The 18,502-nt window shown below is 69.4% G+C and carries 22 protein-coding genes; 8 read left to right on the top strand and 14 right to left on the bottom strand.

Annotated features, from left to right (window positions below; translation table 11 throughout):
• The first annotated feature begins 19 nt into the window (after nt 1-19).
• Nucleotides 20-1,963, top strand: a complete 1,944-nt coding sequence (gene mnmC / locus ABDW61_RS22125) for an FAD-dependent 5-carboxymethylaminomethyl-2-thiouridine(34) oxidoreductase MnmC (RefSeq protein WP_343641810.1) — start codon at nt 20-22, stop codon at nt 1,961-1,963.
• Nucleotides 1,964-1,969: 6 nt separating this feature from the next.
• Here the strand turns inward: mnmC and ABDW61_RS22120 are convergent, their stop codons facing one another.
• Nucleotides 1,970-2,344: a hypothetical protein gene (locus ABDW61_RS22120; protein WP_343641809.1), complete on the bottom strand. Its 375-nt coding sequence runs from the start codon at nt 2,342-2,344 to the stop codon at nt 1,970-1,972.
• The gene (locus ABDW61_RS22115; RefSeq protein ID WP_343641808.1) at nt 2,334-2,792 is read right to left on the bottom strand and encodes a hypothetical protein; all 459 of its coding nucleotides are present in this window, start codon (nt 2,790-2,792) and stop codon (nt 2,334-2,336) included. The genes ABDW61_RS22120 and ABDW61_RS22115 overlap by 11 nt, the downstream gene beginning before the upstream one ends.
• A 240-nt stretch (nt 2,793-3,032) precedes the next feature.
• On the opposite strand from ABDW61_RS22115, the gene ABDW61_RS22110 reads away from it, so the two are divergent.
• Nucleotides 3,033-4,583, top strand: a complete 1,551-nt coding sequence (locus ABDW61_RS22110) for a methyl-accepting chemotaxis protein (RefSeq protein ID WP_343641807.1) — start codon at nt 3,033-3,035, stop codon at nt 4,581-4,583.
• 13 nt (nt 4,584-4,596) lie between these two features.
• Here ABDW61_RS22110 and rpiA read toward each other — a convergent pair whose 3' ends face one another.
• The 3 genes from rpiA to ABDW61_RS22095 all read right to left on the bottom strand — a co-directional run bounded on the left by rpiA (nt 4,597) and on the right by ABDW61_RS22095 (nt 7,492).
• Nucleotides 4,597-5,256: a ribose-5-phosphate isomerase RpiA gene (gene rpiA / locus ABDW61_RS22105; protein WP_343641806.1), complete on the bottom strand. Its 660-nt coding sequence runs from the start codon at nt 5,254-5,256 to the stop codon at nt 4,597-4,599.
• 65 nt (nt 5,257-5,321) lie between these two features.
• Nucleotides 5,322-6,455, bottom strand: a complete 1,134-nt coding sequence (locus ABDW61_RS22100; RefSeq protein WP_343641805.1) for a 3-deoxy-7-phosphoheptulonate synthase — start codon at nt 6,453-6,455, stop codon at nt 5,322-5,324.
• A 53-nt stretch (nt 6,456-6,508) separates the two neighbouring features.
• Nucleotides 6,509-7,492 carry a DMT family transporter gene (locus tag ABDW61_RS22095; protein WP_343641803.1) on the bottom strand — a complete coding sequence of 328 codons (984 nt, stop codon included), beginning with the start codon at nt 7,490-7,492 and terminating at the stop codon, nt 6,509-6,511.
• A 177-nt stretch (nt 7,493-7,669) separates the two neighbouring features.
• Between ABDW61_RS22095 and ABDW61_RS22090 the strand changes: the two genes are divergently transcribed.
• Together ABDW61_RS22090 and ABDW61_RS22085 are read left to right on the top strand one after the other, a co-directional pair.
• The gene (locus ABDW61_RS22090; protein ID WP_343641801.1) at nt 7,670-8,620 is read left to right on the top strand and encodes a LysR family transcriptional regulator; all 951 of its coding nucleotides are present in this window, start codon (nt 7,670-7,672) and stop codon (nt 8,618-8,620) included.
• Between the two features lie 158 nt (nt 8,621-8,778).
• Nucleotides 8,779-9,819, top strand: a complete 1,041-nt coding sequence (locus tag ABDW61_RS22085; RefSeq protein ID WP_343641799.1) for a quinone-dependent dihydroorotate dehydrogenase — start codon at nt 8,779-8,781, stop codon at nt 9,817-9,819.
• A gap of 176 nt (nt 9,820-9,995) precedes the next feature.
• Here the strand turns inward: ABDW61_RS22085 and ABDW61_RS22080 are convergent, their stop codons facing one another.
• Together ABDW61_RS22080 and ABDW61_RS22075 are read right to left on the bottom strand one after the other, a co-directional pair.
• The gene (locus ABDW61_RS22080; RefSeq protein ID WP_343641797.1) at nt 9,996-10,493 is read right to left on the bottom strand and encodes an FxDxF family PEP-CTERM protein; all 498 of its coding nucleotides are present in this window, start codon (nt 10,491-10,493) and stop codon (nt 9,996-9,998) included.
• A gap of 184 nt (nt 10,494-10,677) precedes the next feature.
• Nucleotides 10,678-11,079 (bottom strand): heme-binding protein, encoded by a 402-nt coding sequence (locus ABDW61_RS22075; RefSeq protein WP_343641795.1) that lies wholly within the window; start codon nt 11,077-11,079, stop codon nt 10,678-10,680.
• Between the two features lie 119 nt (nt 11,080-11,198).
• Here ABDW61_RS22075 and ABDW61_RS22070 point away from each other — a divergent pair, with 119 nt between their 5' ends.
• Nucleotides 11,199-11,894, top strand: coding sequence for a Bax inhibitor-1/YccA family protein (locus ABDW61_RS22070; RefSeq protein ID WP_343641793.1), 696 nt, complete (start codon nt 11,199-11,201; stop codon nt 11,892-11,894).
• 90 nt (nt 11,895-11,984) lie between these two features.
• Here the strand turns inward: ABDW61_RS22070 and ABDW61_RS22065 are convergent, their stop codons facing one another.
• On the bottom strand, nt 11,985-12,302 hold the full coding sequence (locus tag ABDW61_RS22065; protein ID WP_343641791.1) for a hypothetical protein: 318 nt from the start codon (nt 12,300-12,302) through the stop codon (nt 11,985-11,987).
• A gap of 267 nt (nt 12,303-12,569) precedes the next feature.
• Nucleotides 12,570-12,869, bottom strand: coding sequence for a hypothetical protein (locus ABDW61_RS22060; protein ID WP_343641790.1), 300 nt, complete (start codon nt 12,867-12,869; stop codon nt 12,570-12,572).
• On the opposite strand from ABDW61_RS22060, the gene ABDW61_RS22055 reads away from it, so the two are divergent.
• Nucleotides 12,868-13,092, top strand: coding sequence for a hypothetical protein (locus ABDW61_RS22055; RefSeq protein ID WP_343641789.1), 225 nt, complete (start codon nt 12,868-12,870; stop codon nt 13,090-13,092). The two genes, ABDW61_RS22060 and ABDW61_RS22055, sit on opposite strands and share 2 nt — an antisense overlap.
• A gap of 88 nt (nt 13,093-13,180) precedes the next feature.
• Entirely contained in the window at nt 13,181-13,396 is a 216-nt protein-coding gene (locus ABDW61_RS22050) for a CsbD family protein (RefSeq protein WP_343641788.1), read from the top strand.
• A 122-nt stretch (nt 13,397-13,518) separates the two neighbouring features.
• Here ABDW61_RS22050 and ABDW61_RS22045 read toward each other — a convergent pair whose 3' ends face one another.
• Complete coding sequence (locus tag ABDW61_RS22045; RefSeq protein ID WP_343641787.1) at nt 13,519-14,814, bottom strand: MFS transporter; 1,296 nt, start codon at nt 14,812-14,814, stop codon at nt 13,519-13,521.
• 161 nt (nt 14,815-14,975) lie between these two features.
• Here ABDW61_RS22045 and ABDW61_RS22040 point away from each other — a divergent pair, with 161 nt between their 5' ends.
• Nucleotides 14,976-15,455, top strand: a complete 480-nt coding sequence (locus ABDW61_RS22040) for a carboxymuconolactone decarboxylase family protein (protein WP_343641786.1) — start codon at nt 14,976-14,978, stop codon at nt 15,453-15,455.
• A gap of 528 nt (nt 15,456-15,983) precedes the next feature.
• Here ABDW61_RS22040 and ABDW61_RS22035 read toward each other — a convergent pair.
• The 4 genes from ABDW61_RS22035 to ABDW61_RS22020 form a co-directional block, all read right to left on the bottom strand.
• On the bottom strand, nt 15,984-16,532 hold the full coding sequence (locus ABDW61_RS22035) for a hypothetical protein (protein WP_343641785.1): 549 nt from the start codon (nt 16,530-16,532) through the stop codon (nt 15,984-15,986).
• A 58-nt stretch (nt 16,533-16,590) separates the two neighbouring features.
• The gene (locus tag ABDW61_RS22030; RefSeq protein WP_083525687.1) at nt 16,591-16,752 is read right to left on the bottom strand and encodes a DUF1328 domain-containing protein; all 162 of its coding nucleotides are present in this window, start codon (nt 16,750-16,752) and stop codon (nt 16,591-16,593) included.
• 240 nt (nt 16,753-16,992) lie between these two features.
• Nucleotides 16,993-17,703 carry a hypothetical protein gene (locus ABDW61_RS22025; RefSeq protein WP_343641784.1) on the bottom strand — a complete coding sequence of 237 codons (711 nt, stop codon included), beginning with the start codon at nt 17,701-17,703 and terminating at the stop codon, nt 16,993-16,995.
• A gap of 26 nt (nt 17,704-17,729) precedes the next feature.
• The gene (locus ABDW61_RS22020; protein ID WP_343641782.1) at nt 17,730-18,380 is read right to left on the bottom strand and encodes an OmpA family protein; all 651 of its coding nucleotides are present in this window, start codon (nt 18,378-18,380) and stop codon (nt 17,730-17,732) included.
• Nucleotides 18,381-18,502: the final 122 nt, after the last annotated feature.

The raw sequence follows: 18,502 nt of genomic DNA, 5'->3' as shown, positions 1-18,502 counted from the left end.
CGCGGCCACCGATCGCCCCATGAAGACCGCGCCCATCGTCCCCGCCCGCGTCGACTTCTCCGACGCCGCCGCGCCGCGCTCACCCGAGTTCGGCGACACGTATCACGGCCAGGCGGGCGCCTTCGCGCAAGCGCGGCATGTGTTCCTCGACGGCAACGCCCTGCCCGGCCGCTGGCAGGGCCGCCGGCGCTTCGTCGTGCTGGAGACGGGGTTCGGCCTGGGCAACAACTTCCTCGCGACCTGGGCGGCCTGGCGCGACGATCCCCAGCGCTGCGAGCGGCTGGTGTTCCTGAGCGTCGAGAAGCACCCGCTGGCGCGCGAGGATCTCGCGCGTGCGCACGCCTCGTCGCCGGAGCCGGCGCTGGCCCGGCAGTTGCTCCAGGCTTGGCCATCGCTGACGCCCAACCTGCACGCGCTGGACTTCGAAGGCGGCCGCGTCCGCCTGATGCTGGCCTTCGGCGATGCGCGGGAGTGGCTGCCCGAGCTGGTCGCCTCGGTGGACGCCTTCTTCCTCGACGGCTTCGCGCCTGCGAAAAACCCGGACCTGTGGGAGGCGGCCGTTTTCAAACAGGCCGCGCGGCTGGCCGCGCCGGGCGCGACCGCCGCGACCTGGAGCGTGGCGCGCGGCGTGCGCGACGGACTCGCGCAGGCCGGCTTCGAGGTCACGCGGCGGCCGGGCCAGGCGGGCAAGTGGCAGGTGATCTCGGCGGCCTTCGCGCCGCGGCATCGCGCGCCCGTGCCGCCGGGACGGGCAGCGATCGCGCCGCTGGCGAAGGACGTGCTGATCGTCGGCGCCGGTCTGGCCGGCGCGGCCTGCGCGCGCGTGCTGTCGCGCGAGGGCCTTCGCTGCACGGTGATCGAAGCCGGCGCGACAGCCGCGACACAGGCCTCGGGCAATCCAGGGGGCCTCTTCCATGGCACGCTGCATGCGGACGATGGACTGCATGCGCGCTTCAACCGCACGGCGGCGCTCGCGACGGCGCGCGAGCTGCGCCGGCTCTCCTGCGCCCTGCCCTGGCTGCAATGGGGCCTGCTGCGCGTGGAGCGGCGGCCGCAGGCGCTCGACGACATGCGCGCGCTGCTCGAGCACTGCGGCCTGCCACCCGATTACGTCCAGGCCCTCGATGCCGCCAGCGCCAGTGCTCAGGCCGGCACGCCGCTGGATCAACCGGCATGGTTCTTCCCCAGTGGCGGCGCCGTATCGCCGCCCGCCCTGGTGAAGGCCTGGCTCGATGAGGCAGCCAAGACCGAGGGCTTCGCACTGCGAGTGAACACGCGAGTCGCTCACCTGCATCGAGACGACGCCAGCGGGCGCTGGACTGCCCTCGACGCCGCGGGCGATGCCATCGCGTCAACGGACGCCGTGCTGCTCTGCGGTGGAATCGGCAGTGATCCGCTTGTCGCCGAGTGGACCGCGGGACCCGCATGGCCGTGGGTCTCGCAACGCGGTCAACTGAGCGTCATCGAACCGCCGCTCGCCGCGGGCCTGCCTTCCCTCGCGATGCCCGTGGCGGGACTGGGCTATGCGCTGAGCCTGCCTGACGGGGCGCTGTGCTTCGGCGCGAGCGCCGAAGCGGGCGACATGGACGCTTCGCTGCGCGACGCGGACCAGACGCAGAACCTTGAACGGCTGAAGCAATTGCTGCCCGCCGCCGAGCTGCCGGATGAGCTGCCCCTCGCGGGGCGCGTGGGCTGGCGCAGCCTCGTGCCGGATCGGCTGCCGATCGTCGGCGCCCTGCCCGCCATCGTCCCTTCGCAACGCGCCGAGCAGGTGCGCTTCTGGCCGCGGCAGCCTGGGCTCATGGTCGTGGGGGCGCTCGCCTCACGGGGTCTCACCTGGGCGACGCTGTGCGCCGAACTGGTGGCCGCACAACTCACCGGCGCTCCATGGCCCGTCGAGGCCAGCCTCGCCGAGGCGCTGGACCCCGCGCGCTTCGCCGCGAAGCGCCAGCGGACGGGGTGAGCGTCGTCACTCACCGGTATCCACGGTGATGGCATCCACGGCAGCCGGAGCAAGGCCCAGGCGCCCGCGGGCTTGCGACGTCACGAGTGGCATCAGGGCCGCCACCAACGTCGCCACAGCCACGACAGCACTGATCGTGATGCCGACCGACCAGCGCAACGAGTTGACCCCGATCTGGTGAATCTCCGCACGCATTGCGCCGAAGCCCTCCTTCATCTCGCAGCGCAGATCACCGCGCAACTGCTCGAGTTGCTCCCGCGTCGCCAAGGTCGGAATGACCACGCGCCATTGCGTCTCCAGTGCCTGGACGCGCGCCGCGATCTCCGCGTCGCGCTGCCATGCCCGCTCACGCTGCCCCTGTGGATGATCCTTAGCTTCCATCGTCTTCTCCATGTGCCGGCAGCGCCAGAGCGGCAGTCTCGTTCGCCCGCGCCGATGAGGCCAGCAGCGGCATCAGGGCCGTCGCCAAGGTCGCGAGCGCTACGAGGGCGCTGATCGTGACGCCGACGGACCAGCGCAACGAGTTGACCCCGATCTGATGGATCTCCGCGCGCATTGCGCCGAAGCCCTTCTCCATCTCGGCGCGCAGGGCCCCCTGTCCCTTCTCCATCTCGGCGCGCAGCGCGCCCTGCCCCTTCTCCATCTCGGCGCGCAGCGCCCCCTGCCCCTTCTCCATTTCGCAACGCAACTGTTCAAGTTGCTCCCGGGTGGCCAAGGTCGGAATGACCACCCGCCATTGCGTCTCCAGCGCCTGGACGCGCGCCGCGAGCGCCGGATCCACGCGCTCGAGACGCTCGCGCATCGCACGCTGGTATTCAAGACTTTCCATGACTGCTCTCTCCGCGATGACAGGTGCCGCCTGTCCAAGGCAGTCACTCTGCCACTGCAACCGCCCTCTGGCTTCCAGCCTTCGGGGGGATCGATGGGGGATTCGACGAAGCATTGAGGCGCGTCAACCTCAGCGCCATTTAAGTTCTGCCGCTCGCCGGCCGATAGGGATCGAAGGCCCCTCCCGGGCGCCGGCGTCCGCACGGGCGCCTCCAACGACATCCAACTCTCGGGGACATACATGATTCATCTCATCGCGGGCCGCACGATCGGCCAGCGGCTCGGCGTGGTGCTGGGCCTGGTGCTGCTGATCGCCTTCGTCGGCTCGGGCCTGAGCTACCTGGCCCTGGGCCGCGTCGCCGCCGAGACCGACGTGATGCTCAACCAGGACCTGGCCGCCGAGCGCGTCGCCTCCGACTGGTACCGCAACATCACCAACGGCGTGAACCGCACCAGCGCCATCGCCGTCAGCGCCGACCCCAGCCTGGCACAGTTCTTCGCCGCGACCTCCGCCGAATCGACCAAGCAGTCGGGCGAACTGCAGAAGCAGCTCGACGGCTACATGGTCACGCCCGAGGAACGCACGCTGTTCGAGACACTCAGCGACGCCCGCAAAGGCTACCTGAGCACGCGCGACGCGGTCGCGGCCAGCAAGAAGGCGGGCGACGCCGACAAGGCGCGCGAGATCTTCGATCGCGAATTCCAGCCCGCCGCCGCGAAGTTCCAGCAGGCGATCCAGGCCATCGTCCAGCACAAGCGCGCGCTGCTGGACGACGCCGCCAGGCAGCTGGAGGCCACCAACAGCCGGGCGCGCTCGGCGCTGCTGGTGTTCTCGCTGGTCGCGCTGGGCCTGGGCGTGTGGTTCGCGGTCACGCTGACGCGCTCGATCACCCGGCCGCTGCAGGGCGCCGCCGAGGTCGCCGACGCCATCGCCCATTTCGACCTGACCCGGCGCGTGCCGCCAGGCGGCCGCGACGAGACCGGCCAGTTGCTGGGCTCGCTCGGCGGCATGCAGTCGCAGCTGCTGAAGCTGATCGGCGACGTGCGCGGCTCGGCCGAGAGCATCGGCACCGCCAGCGCCGAGATCGCCACCGGCAACCACGACCTGAGCGCGCGTACCGAGCAGACGGCCTCCAACCTGCAGGAAGTGGCCGCATCGATGACGCAGCTCACCGGCACCGTGCGCCAGACCGCGGACGCGGCGATGACGGCGAACCAGCTGTCGAGCTCGGCGGCCGAGACCGCGCAGCGCGGCGGCTCGGTGATGGGTCAGGTCGTCAGCACGATGGGCGAGATCAGCGACAGCTCGCGCCGCATCGCCGACATCATCGGCACCATCGACGGCATCGCATTCCAGACCAACATCCTGGCGCTGAACGCCGCCGTCGAGGCCGCCCGCGCCGGCGAGCAGGGCCGCGGCTTCGCGGTCGTGGCGGGCGAGGTGCGCTCGCTGGCGCAGCGCAGCGCCGAGGCGGCCAAGGAGATCAAGTCGCTGATCGGCGCGAGCGTCGAGCGCGTCGAGTCGGGCTCGCGGCTGGTGCAGGACGCCGGCGGCGCGATGACCGACATCGTGGCCAGCGTGCAGCGCGTGGCCGACATCATCGGCGAGATCAGCGCCGCGGCGCGCGAGCAGAGCGACGGCATCAACCAGGTCAATGCGGCCGTCGGCCAGCTCGATCAGATGACGCAGCAGAACGCCGCGCTGGTCGAGGAATCGGCCGCGGCGGCCGAGAGCCTCAAGGAGCAGTCGCAGCGCCTGGCGAGCGCGATCTCGGTGTTCCGGCTGCGCTGAACGCGCGAGCGGCTCAGAAGGTCAGCGTCTTCACGCCCTGCGCGGTGCCCAGCAGGCAGACGCCAGCCTTGTTGCGCGCGAAGACGCCGACCGTGACCACGCCGGGCCACTGGTTGACGTCGGCCTCGAAAGTGGCCGGGTCGGCGATCTTCAGCCCGGTGACGTCCAGGATGTGGCAGCCGTTGTCGGTCACGCAGTCCTTGCGCAGCACCGGCGACGCGCCCATCGCGGCGAAGCGGCGCGCGATCTGCGCGGCCGCCATCGGGATCACCTCGACCGGCAGCGGGAAGCGGCCCAGCACGTCCACCAGCTTGCTCTCGTCGGCGATGCAGACGAAGGTCTTGGCCAGGTCGGCCACGATCTTCTCGCGCGTCAGCGCCGCGCCGCCGCCCTTGACCATGTGGCCCTGGCGATCGATCTCGTCGGCGCCGTCGATGTAGACCTGCAGCGACTCGACGCTGGACGCGTCCAGCACCGGAATGCCCAGCGCCTTCATCCGCTCCGTGCTGCGCACCGAGCTCGACACCGCGCCCGCGACGCGCATGCCGCTCGCGGCCAGCGCGTCGATGAACTTGTCGACCGTCGAGCCGGTCCCCACGCCCACCACGGTGTCCGGCGTCACGTACTGCAATGCGGCCTGGCCGACCAGGGTCTTCAACTCGTCTTGGGTCATGGGAGCTTGAGAGGGGGAGGGAAAGCGGAAGGCGGGATTATTGCGCCGCGAGGGTGGCGGCCGCGTCAAGCGCCGCGGCGCTCCCGGCGCTGGCGCACCGCGGCGGCGAGCCCGCGCAGCAGCGGCTCGGTCTGGCTCCAGCCCAGGCAGGCGTCGGTGATGGACACGCCGGGCAGCAGGTCGGCCTTGGTCTGGCCCGCCAGCAGGTCCTGGCGGCCCGGCTGCAGGTGCGACTCGATCATCACGCCGGTGATGCGTTCGTCGCCGCCGGCGATCTGCGCGCCGACAGCCTGGCCGACGTCGATCTGGCGCTCGTACTTCTTCGACGAATTGGCGTGCGAGAAGTCGATCATCAGCTGCTCGCGCAGGCCGGCCGCCTTGAGCACCTCGGCCGCCGCCTGCACCGAGGCCGCGTCGTAGTTGGGCGCCTTGCCGCCGCGCAGGATCAGGTGGCAGTCGTCATTGCCGCGGGTCTCGAAGATCGCCGCCAGGCCCATCTTCGTCATGCCCATGAAGGCGTGGCTGGCGCGCGCGGCCAGGACGGCGTCGGCGGCGATCTTCACCGAGCCGTCGGTGCCGTTCTTGAAACCCACCGGGCAGGACAGGCCCGACGCCAGCTGGCGGTGGCTCTGGCTCTCGGTGGTGCGGGCGCCGATCGCGCCCCAGGCGATCAGGTCGGAGATGTACTGCGGCGACAGCAGGTCCAGGAACTCCGTGCCCGCCGGCAGACCCAGCGCCGTCACGTCCAGCAGCAGCTGGCGGGCCAGGCGCAGGCCCTCGTTCATGTGGAAGCTGCCGTCCAGGTGCGGATCGTTGATGTAGCCCTTCCAGCCCACCGTCGTGCGCGGCTTCTCGAAGTAGACCCGCATCACGATCAGCAGGTCCTGCTTCAGTTCCTCGCGCAGGTCCTTGAGCAGGCGCGCGTAGTCCATCGCCTGGCCGTGGTCGTGGATCGAGCACGGCCCGACCACGCACAGCAGCCGGTCGTCGCGGCCGTGCAGGACGGCGCTGATCTCCTGGCGCGCGGTCTCCACGACCTTCAGCGAGCCCTCCGGCAGCGGCAGTTCGTCCAGCAGCAGCGCCGGCGAGATCAGCGGGCGGACCGCGTCGATGCGGGTGTCGTCGGTGCGGGTGTCGTCGCGGGTGGTGTCGGCGGAGCCGACTTCGCGATCGTGCTGCGGATGGTCGAGGTGCTTCATGGCGGCGGCGGCGCGCCCTCTCGGGCGCGGAAAACGCGGAATGGAATCGCGGATTATCTGCCTGCCCGCGACATCGAGGCCAGACCCACCGCCGCCGCCGACATCACGAAGCCCGCCAGCGCCAGCGCGCCCAGGTGCTCGCCGAGCAGGGCCATGCCCATCAGCGCGGACACGCCGGGGATCAGATAGAACAGGCGCGCCACGGTGCCGGCCTGTCCGCGCCGGATCATCACGAACATCAGGCTGAAAGCGCCGATCGAGTTCACCAGCCCCAGCCACAGCGTCGAGCCGATCAGCTCGGCGCTCCAGTCCGGGCCGCCGGGCTCGCGCCACAGCGCCAGCGCCGTCACGGCGAGCGCCGAGACCGCCATCTGGATGCCGCTGCCGGTGCGCAGGTCCATGCCGGCGCAGAAGCGCTTCTGGTAGAGCGTGCCGGCGACCAGTCCGGCCAGGCCGAGCAGGCCCGCGCCGCAGGCCATCCACGCGCCGCCGCCGAGCGGCCGGTCCGCGATCACCAGCGCCACGCCCGCCGCGCCGCCCAGCATGCCGAGCCACTGGCCGGCGCTCATGCGCTCGGCCAGCCAAAGGTGCGCGCCCATGGCGGTGGCCAGCGGCATCATGCCGATCAGCAGCGCGGCGACGCCGGTGGGCAGGCCCCACGCGATCGCGCAGTAGACGCCGGAGAAGTGCAGCACCTGCATCAGCAGCCCCACCACGCCGAGGTGGACCCAGGCGCGCGCCGTCCTCGGCCAGGGGGCGCCCGTGGCGACGGAGACCGTCAGCAGCACGACCGCGGCCAGACCGAAACGCAGCGCCAGCAGCGTGAATGGCCCCGCGTGCGGCAGCGCCAGCTTGCCGGCCACGTAGCCCGTGCTCCAGAGCAGGATGAACAGCGCCGGCAGGCTGAGCGCGACCAGCGCGCCCAGGCCATCCGGCCGGCGCGCGGCGGGTGCCGAGAGCGTCCGGCGGCCGGCTGGCGCGAGGCGGTGCAGGTCCGAGGGAAGCGGTCCTCGAATGGCATGGGTGGATGACGGCATGGCGGACTCCAAGGGCGAAGGCGATGGAATGGACTCTAGAAAAGCGCCACGCGGGACACAATCCATCATCGATTCGTTTTAGAGTTTCCAAACGGAGAACAATTCAGCTGCCCTTCTACGCCTCTCTTCTGCTTTGAGAAGCCGCAGCCTCTCCGGACCTTCAGCCACGAGGACCCCATGGGACGCCTGGAAGATCTCCACGCCTTCGCCCGCGTCGTCGACGCGCGCAGCTTCTCCAGCGCCGCCAAGCTGCTGGGCACCACCAAGTCGGCGGTCAGCAAGCAGGTGGCGCGGCTCGAGCAGCAGCTCGGCACGCGGCTGTTGCACCGGACCACGCGCAGCATCAGCCCCACTGCTGAAGGCCGCGGCGTCTACGAGCGCGCGCTGCGGCTGCTCGAGGAGGCGCAGGCGCTCGACGCGGAGCTCGCTGGACAGCGCGAACAGCCGCGCGGCGTGCTGCGGCTGAGCACCTCCACCGCCTTCGGCAACCTGCAGTTCACCGCGCTGATGGCGGAATTCTGCGAGCGGTATCCGGAGCTGCAGGTGGTGCTGGGGCTCAACGACCGCTACGTCGATCTGGCCGAGGAAGGCTTCGACGCCGTGCTGCGGCTGACCAGCCGGCCCAGCCCCGGGCTGGTCGCGCGCAAGCTGGCCGACATCCGCTTCGTGCTCTGCGCCTCGCCGGCCTATCTGGCGCAATGGGGAACGCCTGCGTCGGTCGAGGAGCTCACCGATCACCGCTGCCTGCGCTTCGGCTATCTGCACACGCCGGAGCGCTGGCGATTCAGGCATCCGGTCGAGGGCGAAGCGGAGGTCGAGACCGCCGGGGCGCTGCGCTTCGAGAGCGGCCTCACCGCCAACAGCAGTGAATCGCTGCGGGTGGCCGCGCTCGCGGGGATGGGGCTGGCCGTGCTGCCGACCTACGCCATCGGCCGCGACCTGCGCGACGGACGGCTGACCGCGCTGCTGCCGGATTGGACGCCAGTGGGCGGGCCGGCGGATGCCAATGAGCTCTATGCGGTCTATCTGCCGAGCAGGTTTCCGAGTCCGAAGGTTCGGGCGTTGATCGATTTCTGCGTCGAGCGGTTCGGCGACACGCCGCCGTGGGACCGGCCCGAAGCTTCATGACTGACCAGGCTGCTGGCCCTCACGCCGCCCTCTCCCACTTCGCGGGAGAGAGCGTTGTTGTGGCGAGCTGATCCGATCGAGCTAGGGCGAGTCCCCCATCACCGTTCGCACGGCGGGAGTAGGCGGTCCGGGGCGCGATGAGACAATGCCGCCCCATCATGGCTTTCATTCCCTACGGCCTCGCCCGTCCCTTCCTGTTCGGCCTGGATCCCGAACACGCGCACGAATTGACCCTGGGCAGCATCGCCCGCCTCCAGAACACCCCCGCTCAATGCGCCTGGGCGCAGACGCGGGTGTCGGATCCGGTCACCGTCGCCGGCCTCACCTTCCCGAACCGCATCGGCCTGGCCGCCGGTCTCGACAAGAACGGCCGCTGCATCGACGGCCTGGGCGCGATGGGCTTCGGCTTCATCGAGGTGGGCACCGTCACGCCCAAGGCGCAGCCCGGCAACGACAAGCCCCGCATGTTCCGCTTGCCAGCGAAGCAAGCCTTGATCAACCGGCTCGGCTTCAACAACGAGGGGCTCGACGCCTTCATCGCCAACGTCAAGCGCTCGCACAGCTTCCGCCACCGGGGCGGCCTGCTCGGCCTGAACATCGGCAAGAACGCCGTCACGCCGATCGAGCGCGCTGTCGATGACTACCTGATCGGTCTGGAAGGCGTGTTCCCGCACGCCGACTACATCACCGTCAACATCTCCAGCCCGAACACCAAGAACCTGCGCCAGCTGCAGAGCGACGAGGCGCTCGATGCGCTGCTCGGTCCGCTGCAGGCGCGCCGGCTGACGCTGCAGGATGAGAGCGGCCGCCTGGTGCCGCTGTTCGTCAAGATCGCGCCTGATCTCGACGAGGACCAGGTCGCCGTCATCGCCGCCAGCCTCAAGCGGCACGGCATCGATGGCGTGATCGCCACCAACACCACCATCGCGCGCGACGCCGTCCAAGGCCTGCCGCATGCGAATGAAACGGGCGGCCTGTCGGGTGCGCCGGTCTTCGAGGCCAGCAACCGTGTCATCCGTCTGCTGCGCTCGGCGCTCGGCGGTGGTTATCCGATCATTGGAGTCGGTGGAGTCCTCGGCGGCGAGGACGCTCGCGCCAAGCTGCAGGCCGGTGCCGACCTCGTCCAGCTCTACACCGGCCTGATCTACAAGGGTCCGGCGCTGGTCCCCGAGTGCGCCAGGGCGATGGCCCGTCTCTGACGCAAGCCCTCCCAACGAAAAGAGCGCTCCAAGGAGCGCTCTTCTTCTTTCCGCCCAGGCCCGATCGCAGCGAGCGTCACTGGGGCCGGAATGATGCTGGGGGTTCGCGGACGCGATGCCCCCTGCATCGTGGAGAGCCCGCGCTCAACCTCGCGCGGGCTTTCCGGCAAAGATGCTCAGCTCTTGGGCGCGTCCGCCTTCTGCCGGCGGCGAGCCGCGAATCCCACCCCGGCGATGCCGGCGAGCATCAGCGCGTAGGTGGCGGGTTCCGGCACGGCTGCGACGGTATTGAGCGTGGTCGACAGCACGGCGACGTTGCCGAAGCCCGAGCCGCCGAGGGTGCCGCTGGCGATCAGTTGGTAGGTGCCGGCGGCCAGGTTGGCGTAGTGGAAGCCGGTGGTGGAGGCGTCGAGGTCGGTCTTGCCGTTGAGGCCGGCGAAGCTGAAGGTGACCGATTGCAGCGGCAGGGAGATGTTGTGGCCGAAGTCGATGGACGTGGCGGCGAGCACCGAGCCGCTGACGTCGGAGGTTTGGGTCAGGGTGAAGGACCCGAGGACGATATCGGAGAAGGAGCCGTTGGACGGCGAGACGAACACCGGGTCGAGCGTGGCGGCGCTGGCGGCGCCTCCGAGCAGGGTGGCGATCGCGGCAAGCATCAGGGTTTTCTTGTTCATGGCTGATCCATTTCACGTAACGAGCCCATGGTGGCTCGATCGTGAAATAGTTTGCATCGCGGACACATGCCAAGTCCCGCTCGAAATGTGCGAGATGTGCATCAGTCCGTCACAGCCGTCACAGGCCTGAGGGATGCCGGGGCGCCACGCCTCTGGAGCGCGGCGCCGCAAGCACCGCGCCGGTTCAGCCCAGCGCCGCGATGCCGGCCTTGGCGACCTGGGCGTCCTCGTTGGACTTCACGCCGCTGACGCCGACCGCGCCGACGCAGAAGCCGTCCACCACCACGGGCACGCCGCCCTCGAGCATGCCTTCCAGCGGCACGCTGAGGAAGGCGTTGCGGCCGTTGTTGACGATGTCCTCGTAGACCTTGGATTCGCGGCGGCCCAGGGCGGCGGTTTTGGCCTTCGCGGGGGCGATCACGGCGGAGGTCGCCGCGGCGTTGTCCAGGCGCTGCAGCCACAGCAGGTGACCGCCGTCATCGACGATCGCGATCGTCACCGGCCAGTTGTTCTTGAGCGCTTCGGCTTCGGCCGCGGCGGCGATGCGCTTGACGTCGTCCAGGGTCAGGAAGGGCTTGTGTTTCATGGGTGGCCTCGTCGGCGGCGTTGAAGGGGAATGCGGGAGAGGAAGGCGGCCACTTTAACGAAGCCTTAAGACCCGTGCCTACAATCGACGGCAACTCTCACTTCATGGGGCGCACGCACATGAACGACCGCATCATCGACCTCAACGGCGGCAGCTACGGCTCGTCGCTGTCCTCGGACCGCCAGCGCGTCCTGCGCAACACCTACGCGCTGCTCGCGCTGTCCCTGATCCCCACCGTCCTGGGCGCCTGGATCGGCGTCTCCACCGGATTGCTGGCCGCGATGGGCCCCGGCGCCAGCATGCTGCTGTTCTTCGTCGGCGCCTTCGGCCTGATGTTCGTCATCGAGAAGACCAAGCACTCGGCCACCGGCGTCGTCGCGCTGCTGGGCTTCACCTTCTTCATGGGGCTGATGCTCTCGCGCCTGCTGGCCGCGATCCTGGGCTTCAAGAACGGCGGCACGCTGATCATGACCGCCTTCGGCGGCACGGCCGCCATCTTCTTCGCGATGGCGTCGCTGGCCACCGTCGTCAAGCGTGACCTCTCCGGCCTGCAGAAGTTCCTGTTCGTCGGTGCCGTGATCGCGATGATCGCGGGCATCGCCAACGTGTTCCTGCAGTCGACCGGCGTGCACCTGGCGCTGCTGGTCGCCGTGCTGGGCATTTTCTCGGCCTTCATGCTGGTGGACGTCAAGCGCGTCATCGACGGCGGCGAGACCAACTACATCAGCGCCACGCTGAACATCTACCTGGACCTGTACAACGTGTTCACCGCGCTGCTGCAGCTGCTGGGCATCTTCGGCGGCGACCGCGACTGATCGGGCGCCCGGTTCGAGCCCCCCAATGAAAAGCGCCTCGGAGTTCCGAGGCGCTTTTTCTTTGACCGCCGTGGATCGCGGCATCCGCCGTCACGGCTTGTGCGCCACCACCGGCTTGATCGCGCCCAGCCCGATGAAGCGGGCATATTCGGTGCGCGGCATCACGGTGCTCAGGCGCGCGTCCTCGTCTTCCCAGCCCAGCGTCACGTCGTGCTCGTTGACCTCGACGTGGACGGGTCCCTGACGGATCGTCATCAGCGGGCCGTCGCCGGTGCGGTAGGTCACCTCGCCGCAGACATAGGCGGATTGCGTCAGCGGATGTTCCTCGACCGCCACGCGTTCGGCGGAAGGATCCAACGCCGATTCGTCGGCGGGATGCTCAGGGGGCAGTGGGGGTCGGGCGCTCATGGCAGGTCCTCCTGGATGTCGTCCTCTCCGAGTCCGTCCAGCCATTGCCACATGCGCACCGCCACCGCCGTGGCGGTGCAGGTGGCCAGCGTCATCAGCATCAGCATGTCGTCCATGGCGAGCCTCGGTCGGGAGAGGAACGGGTTGTGGATGAACCCATGGTCGCCGCGGCCCCACGCCCGGCGAAGCGGCGGGCACCGCGAGGCGGTGTAGGTGAAGTCCCACACCGGCTCGCCGAAGGCGCGCGGGACGCGCGCGCGGTGCCCGTCAGCGTCGTGGCAGGGCCGATGCCGGACGCGGCATGCCACCTTGGCAGCCCTCGTACAGCCACATGCCGAACAGCCGGGCCCTTCGATGGCCGATGCAAAGCTGTGTGAATCCCCGGGCGGTGTCCGGCGCGACCGTCAACGCGGCCTGAAGCACTTCCGTTGTGCCCACAAGCTGTAGGACGACGCCGGACAGCTTGCGCCGACCGGCACCGACAACGCGCACCGAGCTGCGCTTATGGGAGCGCCCCTCGCCAGCGCCGATAGTGAAAGCAAAGGAACTCACCAGGAGAACCATCATGAGCCTCCTCCAGATTGCCGCCGACGCCACTGCGCCGCAGTTCGAGATCCGCTTCGAATCGCTGTTCGATGCCGGCCGCGCGATGTCCTTCCCTTGCGACCAGCAAGGCCATGTCGACCTCGACAGCCTGCCCACCCGGGCGCGCAACAACTACCTGTTCGCCAGGGCCATGGTCGGCAAGGATTACCTTCCGCCCGCGATCCGCGGCCGCACCAGCCACTGACCGCCCTGCCCCGTCCGGCCGCGGGCAGGTCCCGGGTCCACCGCTTGCCAAGTCCTCGTCATCGTCACTCTCCCTGAAAGGAGTCTGTATGAACTGGGACCGCATCGAAGGCAATTGGACGCAGCTCAAGGGCAAGGTCCGCGAGCAATGGGGCAAGCTGACGGATGACGACATCGACGTCATCGCCGGCAAGCGCGACCAGCTGTCCGGGAAGATCCAGGAGCGCTACGGCATCGCCAAGGACGAGGCCGACAAGCAGCTCAACGACTGGCAGACCCGCGCCGACGACCGCTGGCTGAGCTGAGACCCGCGTCGCCTTCTGAACGATTGACTGCATCCTCCCTGTTGCCGCGTTGCGCCCTTCGGGCCAGCGCGGCTCTTTTTTTCGCCTGCGGGCATTCGGGGAGTGCGCGCAGCGGGGTGGCGTCAGCGTGTGAGGGCGGGCGTCGCTTCCTCGAAGCGATCAACGGTGCGCAGCGGCTTGAACAGCGCCGCCCAGGCCGCGACCACGCCCAGCGTGCAGACTGCCCCGGCGACCGCCGCCGGCACCGCGCCCAGCGCCGCCGCGGCGCTGCCGGCGCGAAACTCGCCGAGTTCGTTGGACGAGCCGATGAACAGCATGTTCACCGCGTTGACGCGGCCGCGCATCTCGTCGGGCGTCGAGAACTGCACCAGCGCGCCGCGGATGTAGACGCTGACCATGTCGGCCGCGCCGGCCACGGCGAGCGCCGCGAAGGAGAGCCAGAAGGTCTGCGACAGCGAGAACACCAGATTCGCCACGCCGAACACCGCCACCGCGCTGAACATCGCCTTGCCGACGTGGCGGTTGAAGGGGCGCAGGCTCAGGAAGAGCCCGGCCGCCACCTCGCCGACGGCCATCGCGCTGCGCAGCGCGCCCAGGCCTTGCGGCCCGGCATGCAGCACCTCATGCGCGTAGATGGGCAGCAAGGCCACGACGCCGCCCAGCAGCACCGCGAACAGGTCCAGCGAAATCGTCCCGAGGATGATGGGCCGTGACCGGATGAAGTGGATGCCGGCGCCGAAGCGCTGCCAGATGTTGCCGCCGGCCGGCGATGGCGGCGCCGCGAAGCGCACCGGCACGGCGCCGATCAGCAGCGCGGTGCCCAGTCCGAAGCAGCCCAGGCACACGAGATAGGTCAGCGAAGCGCCGCCGAAGCCGTACAGCAGGCCGCCGAGGAAAGGGCCGCCGATGCTGGCCACGCGCAGCAGCATGCTGTTGGCCGCGATGGCCTGGGCCAGTTGCTCGCGCGGCACGATCTGCGGCAAGAGACTCTGCAAGGCCGGGCCCGAGAAGGCCCGCGCGCAGCCGAACACCACCAGCACCGCATAGATGCCGGTCACGCCGGCATGGCCGTGGCCAGCCAGCCACCACAACGCCAGGCTGCAGCCGGCGCTGACCGCCCAGCTGATCGCCAGGATCGGTTTGCGGCTGAAGCGGTCGATCAGGTCGCCGGCCGGCAGCAACAGCAGCAGCATCGGGATGAATTGCGCCAGGCCCACGTAGGCCAGTGCCAGCGGCTGGCGCGTGAGGTCGTAGACCTGCCAGGCCACGACCACCGCCTGGATCTGTCCGGCAAAGACGGCGGCCAGGCGGCAGATCAGGAAGGCGGTGAAACCGGGATGGCGCAAGACGCTGGTCTTGGGGGCCGGCGCCTCGGCGCGGGCAGGCGCCGGGGCGGGCGCGGGAGTGGGTGCGGTCATCGCGGGAGCGGCTGTTCGAGGCCTCTTGGGCGGGCGCCGGCCAGTTTAGCGACGCGTTTCGCAGGCCTGGGCGGCTGGCGATGTCACACGCGCGAGGGCTGTTTCGTCTTGTGGATACCACCCCCTTTTTCCCCTCTTTCTCTTTCACCACGGAGCCCACCATGAGCCAACGTCTGAATTCCCTGCAGCAGTCGCCCGCCGCCTTCAAGAAGCTGGTCGATCTCTCGATGAACCTGAAGGACAGCAGCATCGAGCACGGGCTGCAGTACCTCGTCGAGATCCGCGCCTCGCAGCTCAACGGCTGCGCGTTCTGCCTGGACATGCACGTCAAGCAGGCCGTCATCGGCGGCGAGCGCGCGCTGCGTCTGCACCACGTCGCGATCTGGCGCGAGTCGCCGCTGTTCTCGGCCCGCGAGCGCGCCGCCCTGCTCTGGACCGAGACCCTGACCCGCATCCCGGAGGCCGGCGTGTCCGACGCGGTCTACGCCCAGGCGCGCGAGCAGTTCAGCGAGAAGGAGCTGTCCGACCTGACCTGGGTCGTCTCGACCATCAATGCCTGGAATCGCCTGAACGTGGCCTTCCAGTCGGTCCCCGGCTCGCAGGACAAGGCCTACGGCCTGGACAAGGCACAGCTCGCCTGAACAACGAAAGGGGGGAGGAGCCTCCCTCGATGTGTCACTCCCGCGCCATGTCCTCTTGATCGAGGCCATGGGCGGTTGGCATGCGAAATCCGACGATACGAACCTCGCTCAGCGATGCGTACCACCCCGGAGTTTTCTCATGCACCGACCCCAATCCCCCGCCCGATCCAGTTTCTATGGCCGGCTTGTCCGGCCATTTCCATTGCTGCTGCCGGAGTCGCCGACCCGGCCAATGATGTGGAACGAAATCCCCACCACGCGGGAAAGCAGAGTCGGGCGGACGGTCCGCCTCGTCCTGAGTTTCCTGCTCGCGGCCGCCGCCTCGGCAATGATCCTCGCCGGCCCGGTCTGGTCCAGCTGACGGCGGACCCAAAAGAAAACGGCGCCCGAGGGGCGCCGTGGTCATGGATGTCGACCGGGGGATCCGGGCGATGTTCGAGTTGTTGGCCCGGATCCGCCGGTTCAACGTCGGGAGCGGCTCAGCGGAATCCAGCCGCGCCCCCCACCGGGGTTGAAATCAAGCGGCCATCAGCGCTGGTTGTAGCGCGCCTTGGCCGAGTTCACGCACACGTCCTTGGCATCGCCCGACAGCGTGTTGCACTTCTCCGAAGCCAGCTTGTAGTCGGCCTTCACGCGGGTCTCCTCGGCGTCATCGACGGCCGCGGCGACCTTCTTGTTCATCTTGAGCTCGGCCTTGGCCTTCTCGTAGGCCGTCTTGGCCTCGCGCTCACAGAGGTCCTTGGCTTCGCCCGTGCGGTCGTCGCAGCGCTCCTTCGCGACTTCGTAGCGCGCCTCGTAGCGGGTCTCGATCAGCTTGGCCTCGTCCTTGGCGCTGCCGCTGTAGTTGTATTCGAGCTGGGCCAGCGCCACATCCTCGCGGCCCTTGGCCTCCTTGACGCAGATGTCCTTGGCGTTGCCGGACAACTTGTCGCACGCATCCTTGTCGACCTTGTAGGTCTTCTTGATGTCATCCTTCGCGCCGTCGTAGACCGACTTGGAGAAGTTGGCGGCTTGCGCCATGCCGGCGCACAGGCTCAGGGCGGCGGCGATCAGGGCGGCGGTTGCGGGCTTGTTCATGGGCTTCCTTTCGTTGTTGTCGAGGGATGTCGAAGATCCGGAACAGCGGCGTTGCGCGTCACTTTCGCAACAGGCTCATCACGAAGGTCGCGACGGCCATGATGACGAACACAAAGAACAGGATCTTCGCGATGCTGGCGGCGCCGGCGGCGATGCCACCGAAGCCGAACAGCGCGGCGATCAAGGCAATGACAAAGAAGACGACGGCGTAGTGCAGCATCTTGGTTCTCCTGCGCGGCACCGTGCCGCGATGGATTCACTGTAGGGACTGGGCGGGCCGGCTCGGGCAGTCCCGGGCCGCGATACGGCGTCGGAGTCTTCATCGCGGCGATGTAGGAGAGGACCTACCGGCCGCTCCTGGGCGTCCAGGCCGGCCTCCGCGGCGCGACGCCAATGAAAAAGCCGGCTCGCGCCGGCTTTGTCGGGGACGACAGGGGAACGGGATCGAGTCCGTGCCTGGTCACCAGATCTTCTGGAAGGTCACACCCACCTTGCCGCCCCGCGGGCGCAGCGTCAGCGAGGACTGCCCGCTCAGCTCCATGCGGAAGCCCTTGCGCAGGTCGGCGTAGGGCTTGCGGCTGTTGAAGGCCAGACCCACGCGCACCTGGCGTCCTTCGCGATTGGCGAGCCCGGGCCCGTTGAGGTCATCGATCTGAGGCCGCGAGGCATCGACCAGCGGCGTCTGCACGAAGGCGTGCGATCGCGGCCCGGTCGGCACCGCCAGCCCGACCAGCACGCCGGCCTCGGCGCCCGCGCCGGGATGCAGGTTCTGATATGGCGTCGAGTAGATGCCGCCGCCCATCGCCGGGTGACGCTGCTCGACGCCGACCCCCAGCCGCATGCCGCTGCCGGACCAGGGACGGGCCCAGAGCATGGTCTGGGTCGCCTGCGGCGAGCGGCCGTGCCAGCCGGCCGCGCCCGCGGACTGGTTCGCGGTGGCCAGCGGCTCGGCGACGCTGTGGGTCACGGTGTAGCGCGAGGCGCCGGAGGACTCGCGCAGCTGCTGGCGCTGCCGCAGCGCCGCGCGGTCGGACAGCGTGCCGCCGGACAGCTCGACATGGTCATCCAGCGAACTCGGCGCGGGGTCGGCGGCCGGGGCGGCCTGGGCGAGCGACAGCGCGGCGGGCGCCAACGCGGCGAGGGCCAAAAGGCGGGGGCAGAAGACAGTCATGGCTCAACTCCCGTTCTTGGTACAGCTTAGGACGCGGGTTGCGACAGGAAGATCTCGATCCGACGATTGGCGGCCCGGCCCGCCTCGGTGGCATTGCTGGCCACCGGCTGCCGTCCGCCGCGGCCCTCCACCAGCAGGCGGCCACGCCGCACGCCGTGTTGGACCAGGTATTCCCGCACCGACTCGGCACGGTCCAGCGACAGCGGTCCGTTCACGGCGTCGCCAGCGGAGCTGTCAGTGTGTCCGACGATGGTGATGCGCACGGCGTCGTCGAGGCCGCGCGCCACTTCATCCAGGGCCGGGCGCAGCGCCGGCCGGATCTCGGACCGGCCGGTCTCGAAAGCGGCATCGGTCTGCAGGGTCAGCTTGAGCTGGTTGTCGGCCGTGCGGGTCACCGCGACGCCACCACCGGCGCGGGTGATGGCCGCGCGCCGCTCATCCATGCTCGAGGACCAGCGGTTGCCGGCGACGACGTCTGGCGTGGCGGCCGGCGCCGCGGCGCCCGGCACGTCCGGCGCACCCATCCGGCCACCGGTCGAGGTGCATCCCCCCAGCGCCATCAGTAGCGTCGTCAGCAGCGCGATGCCAAGGATCGGCTGGCTGCTCATCGCGACCCGGCGCCCGAGGCGGCCGGACTCGGCGATGACGGCGGTGGGGAGGACTCGGGGGCGGCGCATGACAGGCTCTCCATGAAGGGGGTGGGCGAGATCACACGATACGGCGGACCTTGATGAGCGTCATGCTAGGGAGATCGCGGGGCGGCAGGTGTAGTCGGCCGGCGGAAGCGGGAGTCAGACGG

It is taken from the genome of Roseateles sp., from assembly GCF_039595595.1.
Lineage (GTDB): Bacteria > Pseudomonadota > Gammaproteobacteria > Burkholderiales > Burkholderiaceae_C > Roseateles.
Note: the sequence above shows the minus strand (reverse complement) of the source record. Positions and strands in the feature narration are given on the sequence as shown.

Excerpts from the sequence above, each read along its gene's own strand:
- mnmC (WP_343641810.1), top strand. The coding sequence starts at position 20 with ATGAAGACCGCGCCCATCGTCCCCGCCCGCGTCGACTTCTCCGACGCC.
- ABDW61_RS22120 (WP_343641809.1), bottom strand. The coding sequence starts at position 2,344 with ATGGAAGCTAAGGATCATCCACAGGGGCAGCGTGAGCGGGCATGGCAG.
- ABDW61_RS22115 (WP_343641808.1), bottom strand. The coding sequence starts at position 2,792 with ATGGAAAGTCTTGAATACCAGCGTGCGATGCGCGAGCGTCTCGAGCGC.
- ABDW61_RS22110 (WP_343641807.1), top strand. The coding sequence starts at position 3,033 with ATGATTCATCTCATCGCGGGCCGCACGATCGGCCAGCGGCTCGGCGTG.
- rpiA (WP_343641806.1), bottom strand. The coding sequence starts at position 5,256 with ATGACCCAAGACGAGTTGAAGACCCTGGTCGGCCAGGCCGCATTGCAG.
- ABDW61_RS22100 (WP_343641805.1), bottom strand. The coding sequence starts at position 6,455 with ATGAAGCACCTCGACCATCCGCAGCACGATCGCGAAGTCGGCTCCGCC.
- ABDW61_RS22095 (WP_343641803.1), bottom strand. The coding sequence starts at position 7,492 with ATGCCGTCATCCACCCATGCCATTCGAGGACCGCTTCCCTCGGACCTG.
- ABDW61_RS22090 (WP_343641801.1), top strand. The coding sequence starts at position 7,670 with ATGGGACGCCTGGAAGATCTCCACGCCTTCGCCCGCGTCGTCGACGCG.
- ABDW61_RS22085 (WP_343641799.1), top strand. The coding sequence starts at position 8,779 with ATGGCTTTCATTCCCTACGGCCTCGCCCGTCCCTTCCTGTTCGGCCTG.
- ABDW61_RS22080 (WP_343641797.1), bottom strand. The coding sequence starts at position 10,493 with ATGAACAAGAAAACCCTGATGCTTGCCGCGATCGCCACCCTGCTCGGA.
- ABDW61_RS22075 (WP_343641795.1), bottom strand. The coding sequence starts at position 11,079 with ATGAAACACAAGCCCTTCCTGACCCTGGACGACGTCAAGCGCATCGCC.
- ABDW61_RS22070 (WP_343641793.1), top strand. The coding sequence starts at position 11,199 with ATGAACGACCGCATCATCGACCTCAACGGCGGCAGCTACGGCTCGTCG.
- ABDW61_RS22065 (WP_343641791.1), bottom strand. The coding sequence starts at position 12,302 with ATGAGCGCCCGACCCCCACTGCCCCCTGAGCATCCCGCCGACGAATCG.
- ABDW61_RS22055 (WP_343641789.1), top strand. The coding sequence starts at position 12,868 with ATGAGCCTCCTCCAGATTGCCGCCGACGCCACTGCGCCGCAGTTCGAG.
- ABDW61_RS22060 (WP_343641790.1), bottom strand. The coding sequence starts at position 12,869 with ATGATGGTTCTCCTGGTGAGTTCCTTTGCTTTCACTATCGGCGCTGGC.
- ABDW61_RS22050 (WP_343641788.1), top strand. The coding sequence starts at position 13,181 with ATGAACTGGGACCGCATCGAAGGCAATTGGACGCAGCTCAAGGGCAAG.
- ABDW61_RS22045 (WP_343641787.1), bottom strand. The coding sequence starts at position 14,814 with ATGACCGCACCCACTCCCGCGCCCGCCCCGGCGCCTGCCCGCGCCGAG.
- ABDW61_RS22040 (WP_343641786.1), top strand. The coding sequence starts at position 14,976 with ATGAGCCAACGTCTGAATTCCCTGCAGCAGTCGCCCGCCGCCTTCAAG.
- ABDW61_RS22035 (WP_343641785.1), bottom strand. The coding sequence starts at position 16,532 with ATGAACAAGCCCGCAACCGCCGCCCTGATCGCCGCCGCCCTGAGCCTG.
- ABDW61_RS22030 (WP_083525687.1), bottom strand. The coding sequence starts at position 16,752 with ATGCTGCACTACGCCGTCGTCTTCTTTGTCATTGCCTTGATCGCCGCG.
- ABDW61_RS22025 (WP_343641784.1), bottom strand. The coding sequence starts at position 17,703 with ATGACTGTCTTCTGCCCCCGCCTTTTGGCCCTCGCCGCGTTGGCGCCC.
- ABDW61_RS22020 (WP_343641782.1), bottom strand. The coding sequence starts at position 18,380 with ATGCGCCGCCCCCGAGTCCTCCCCACCGCCGTCATCGCCGAGTCCGGC.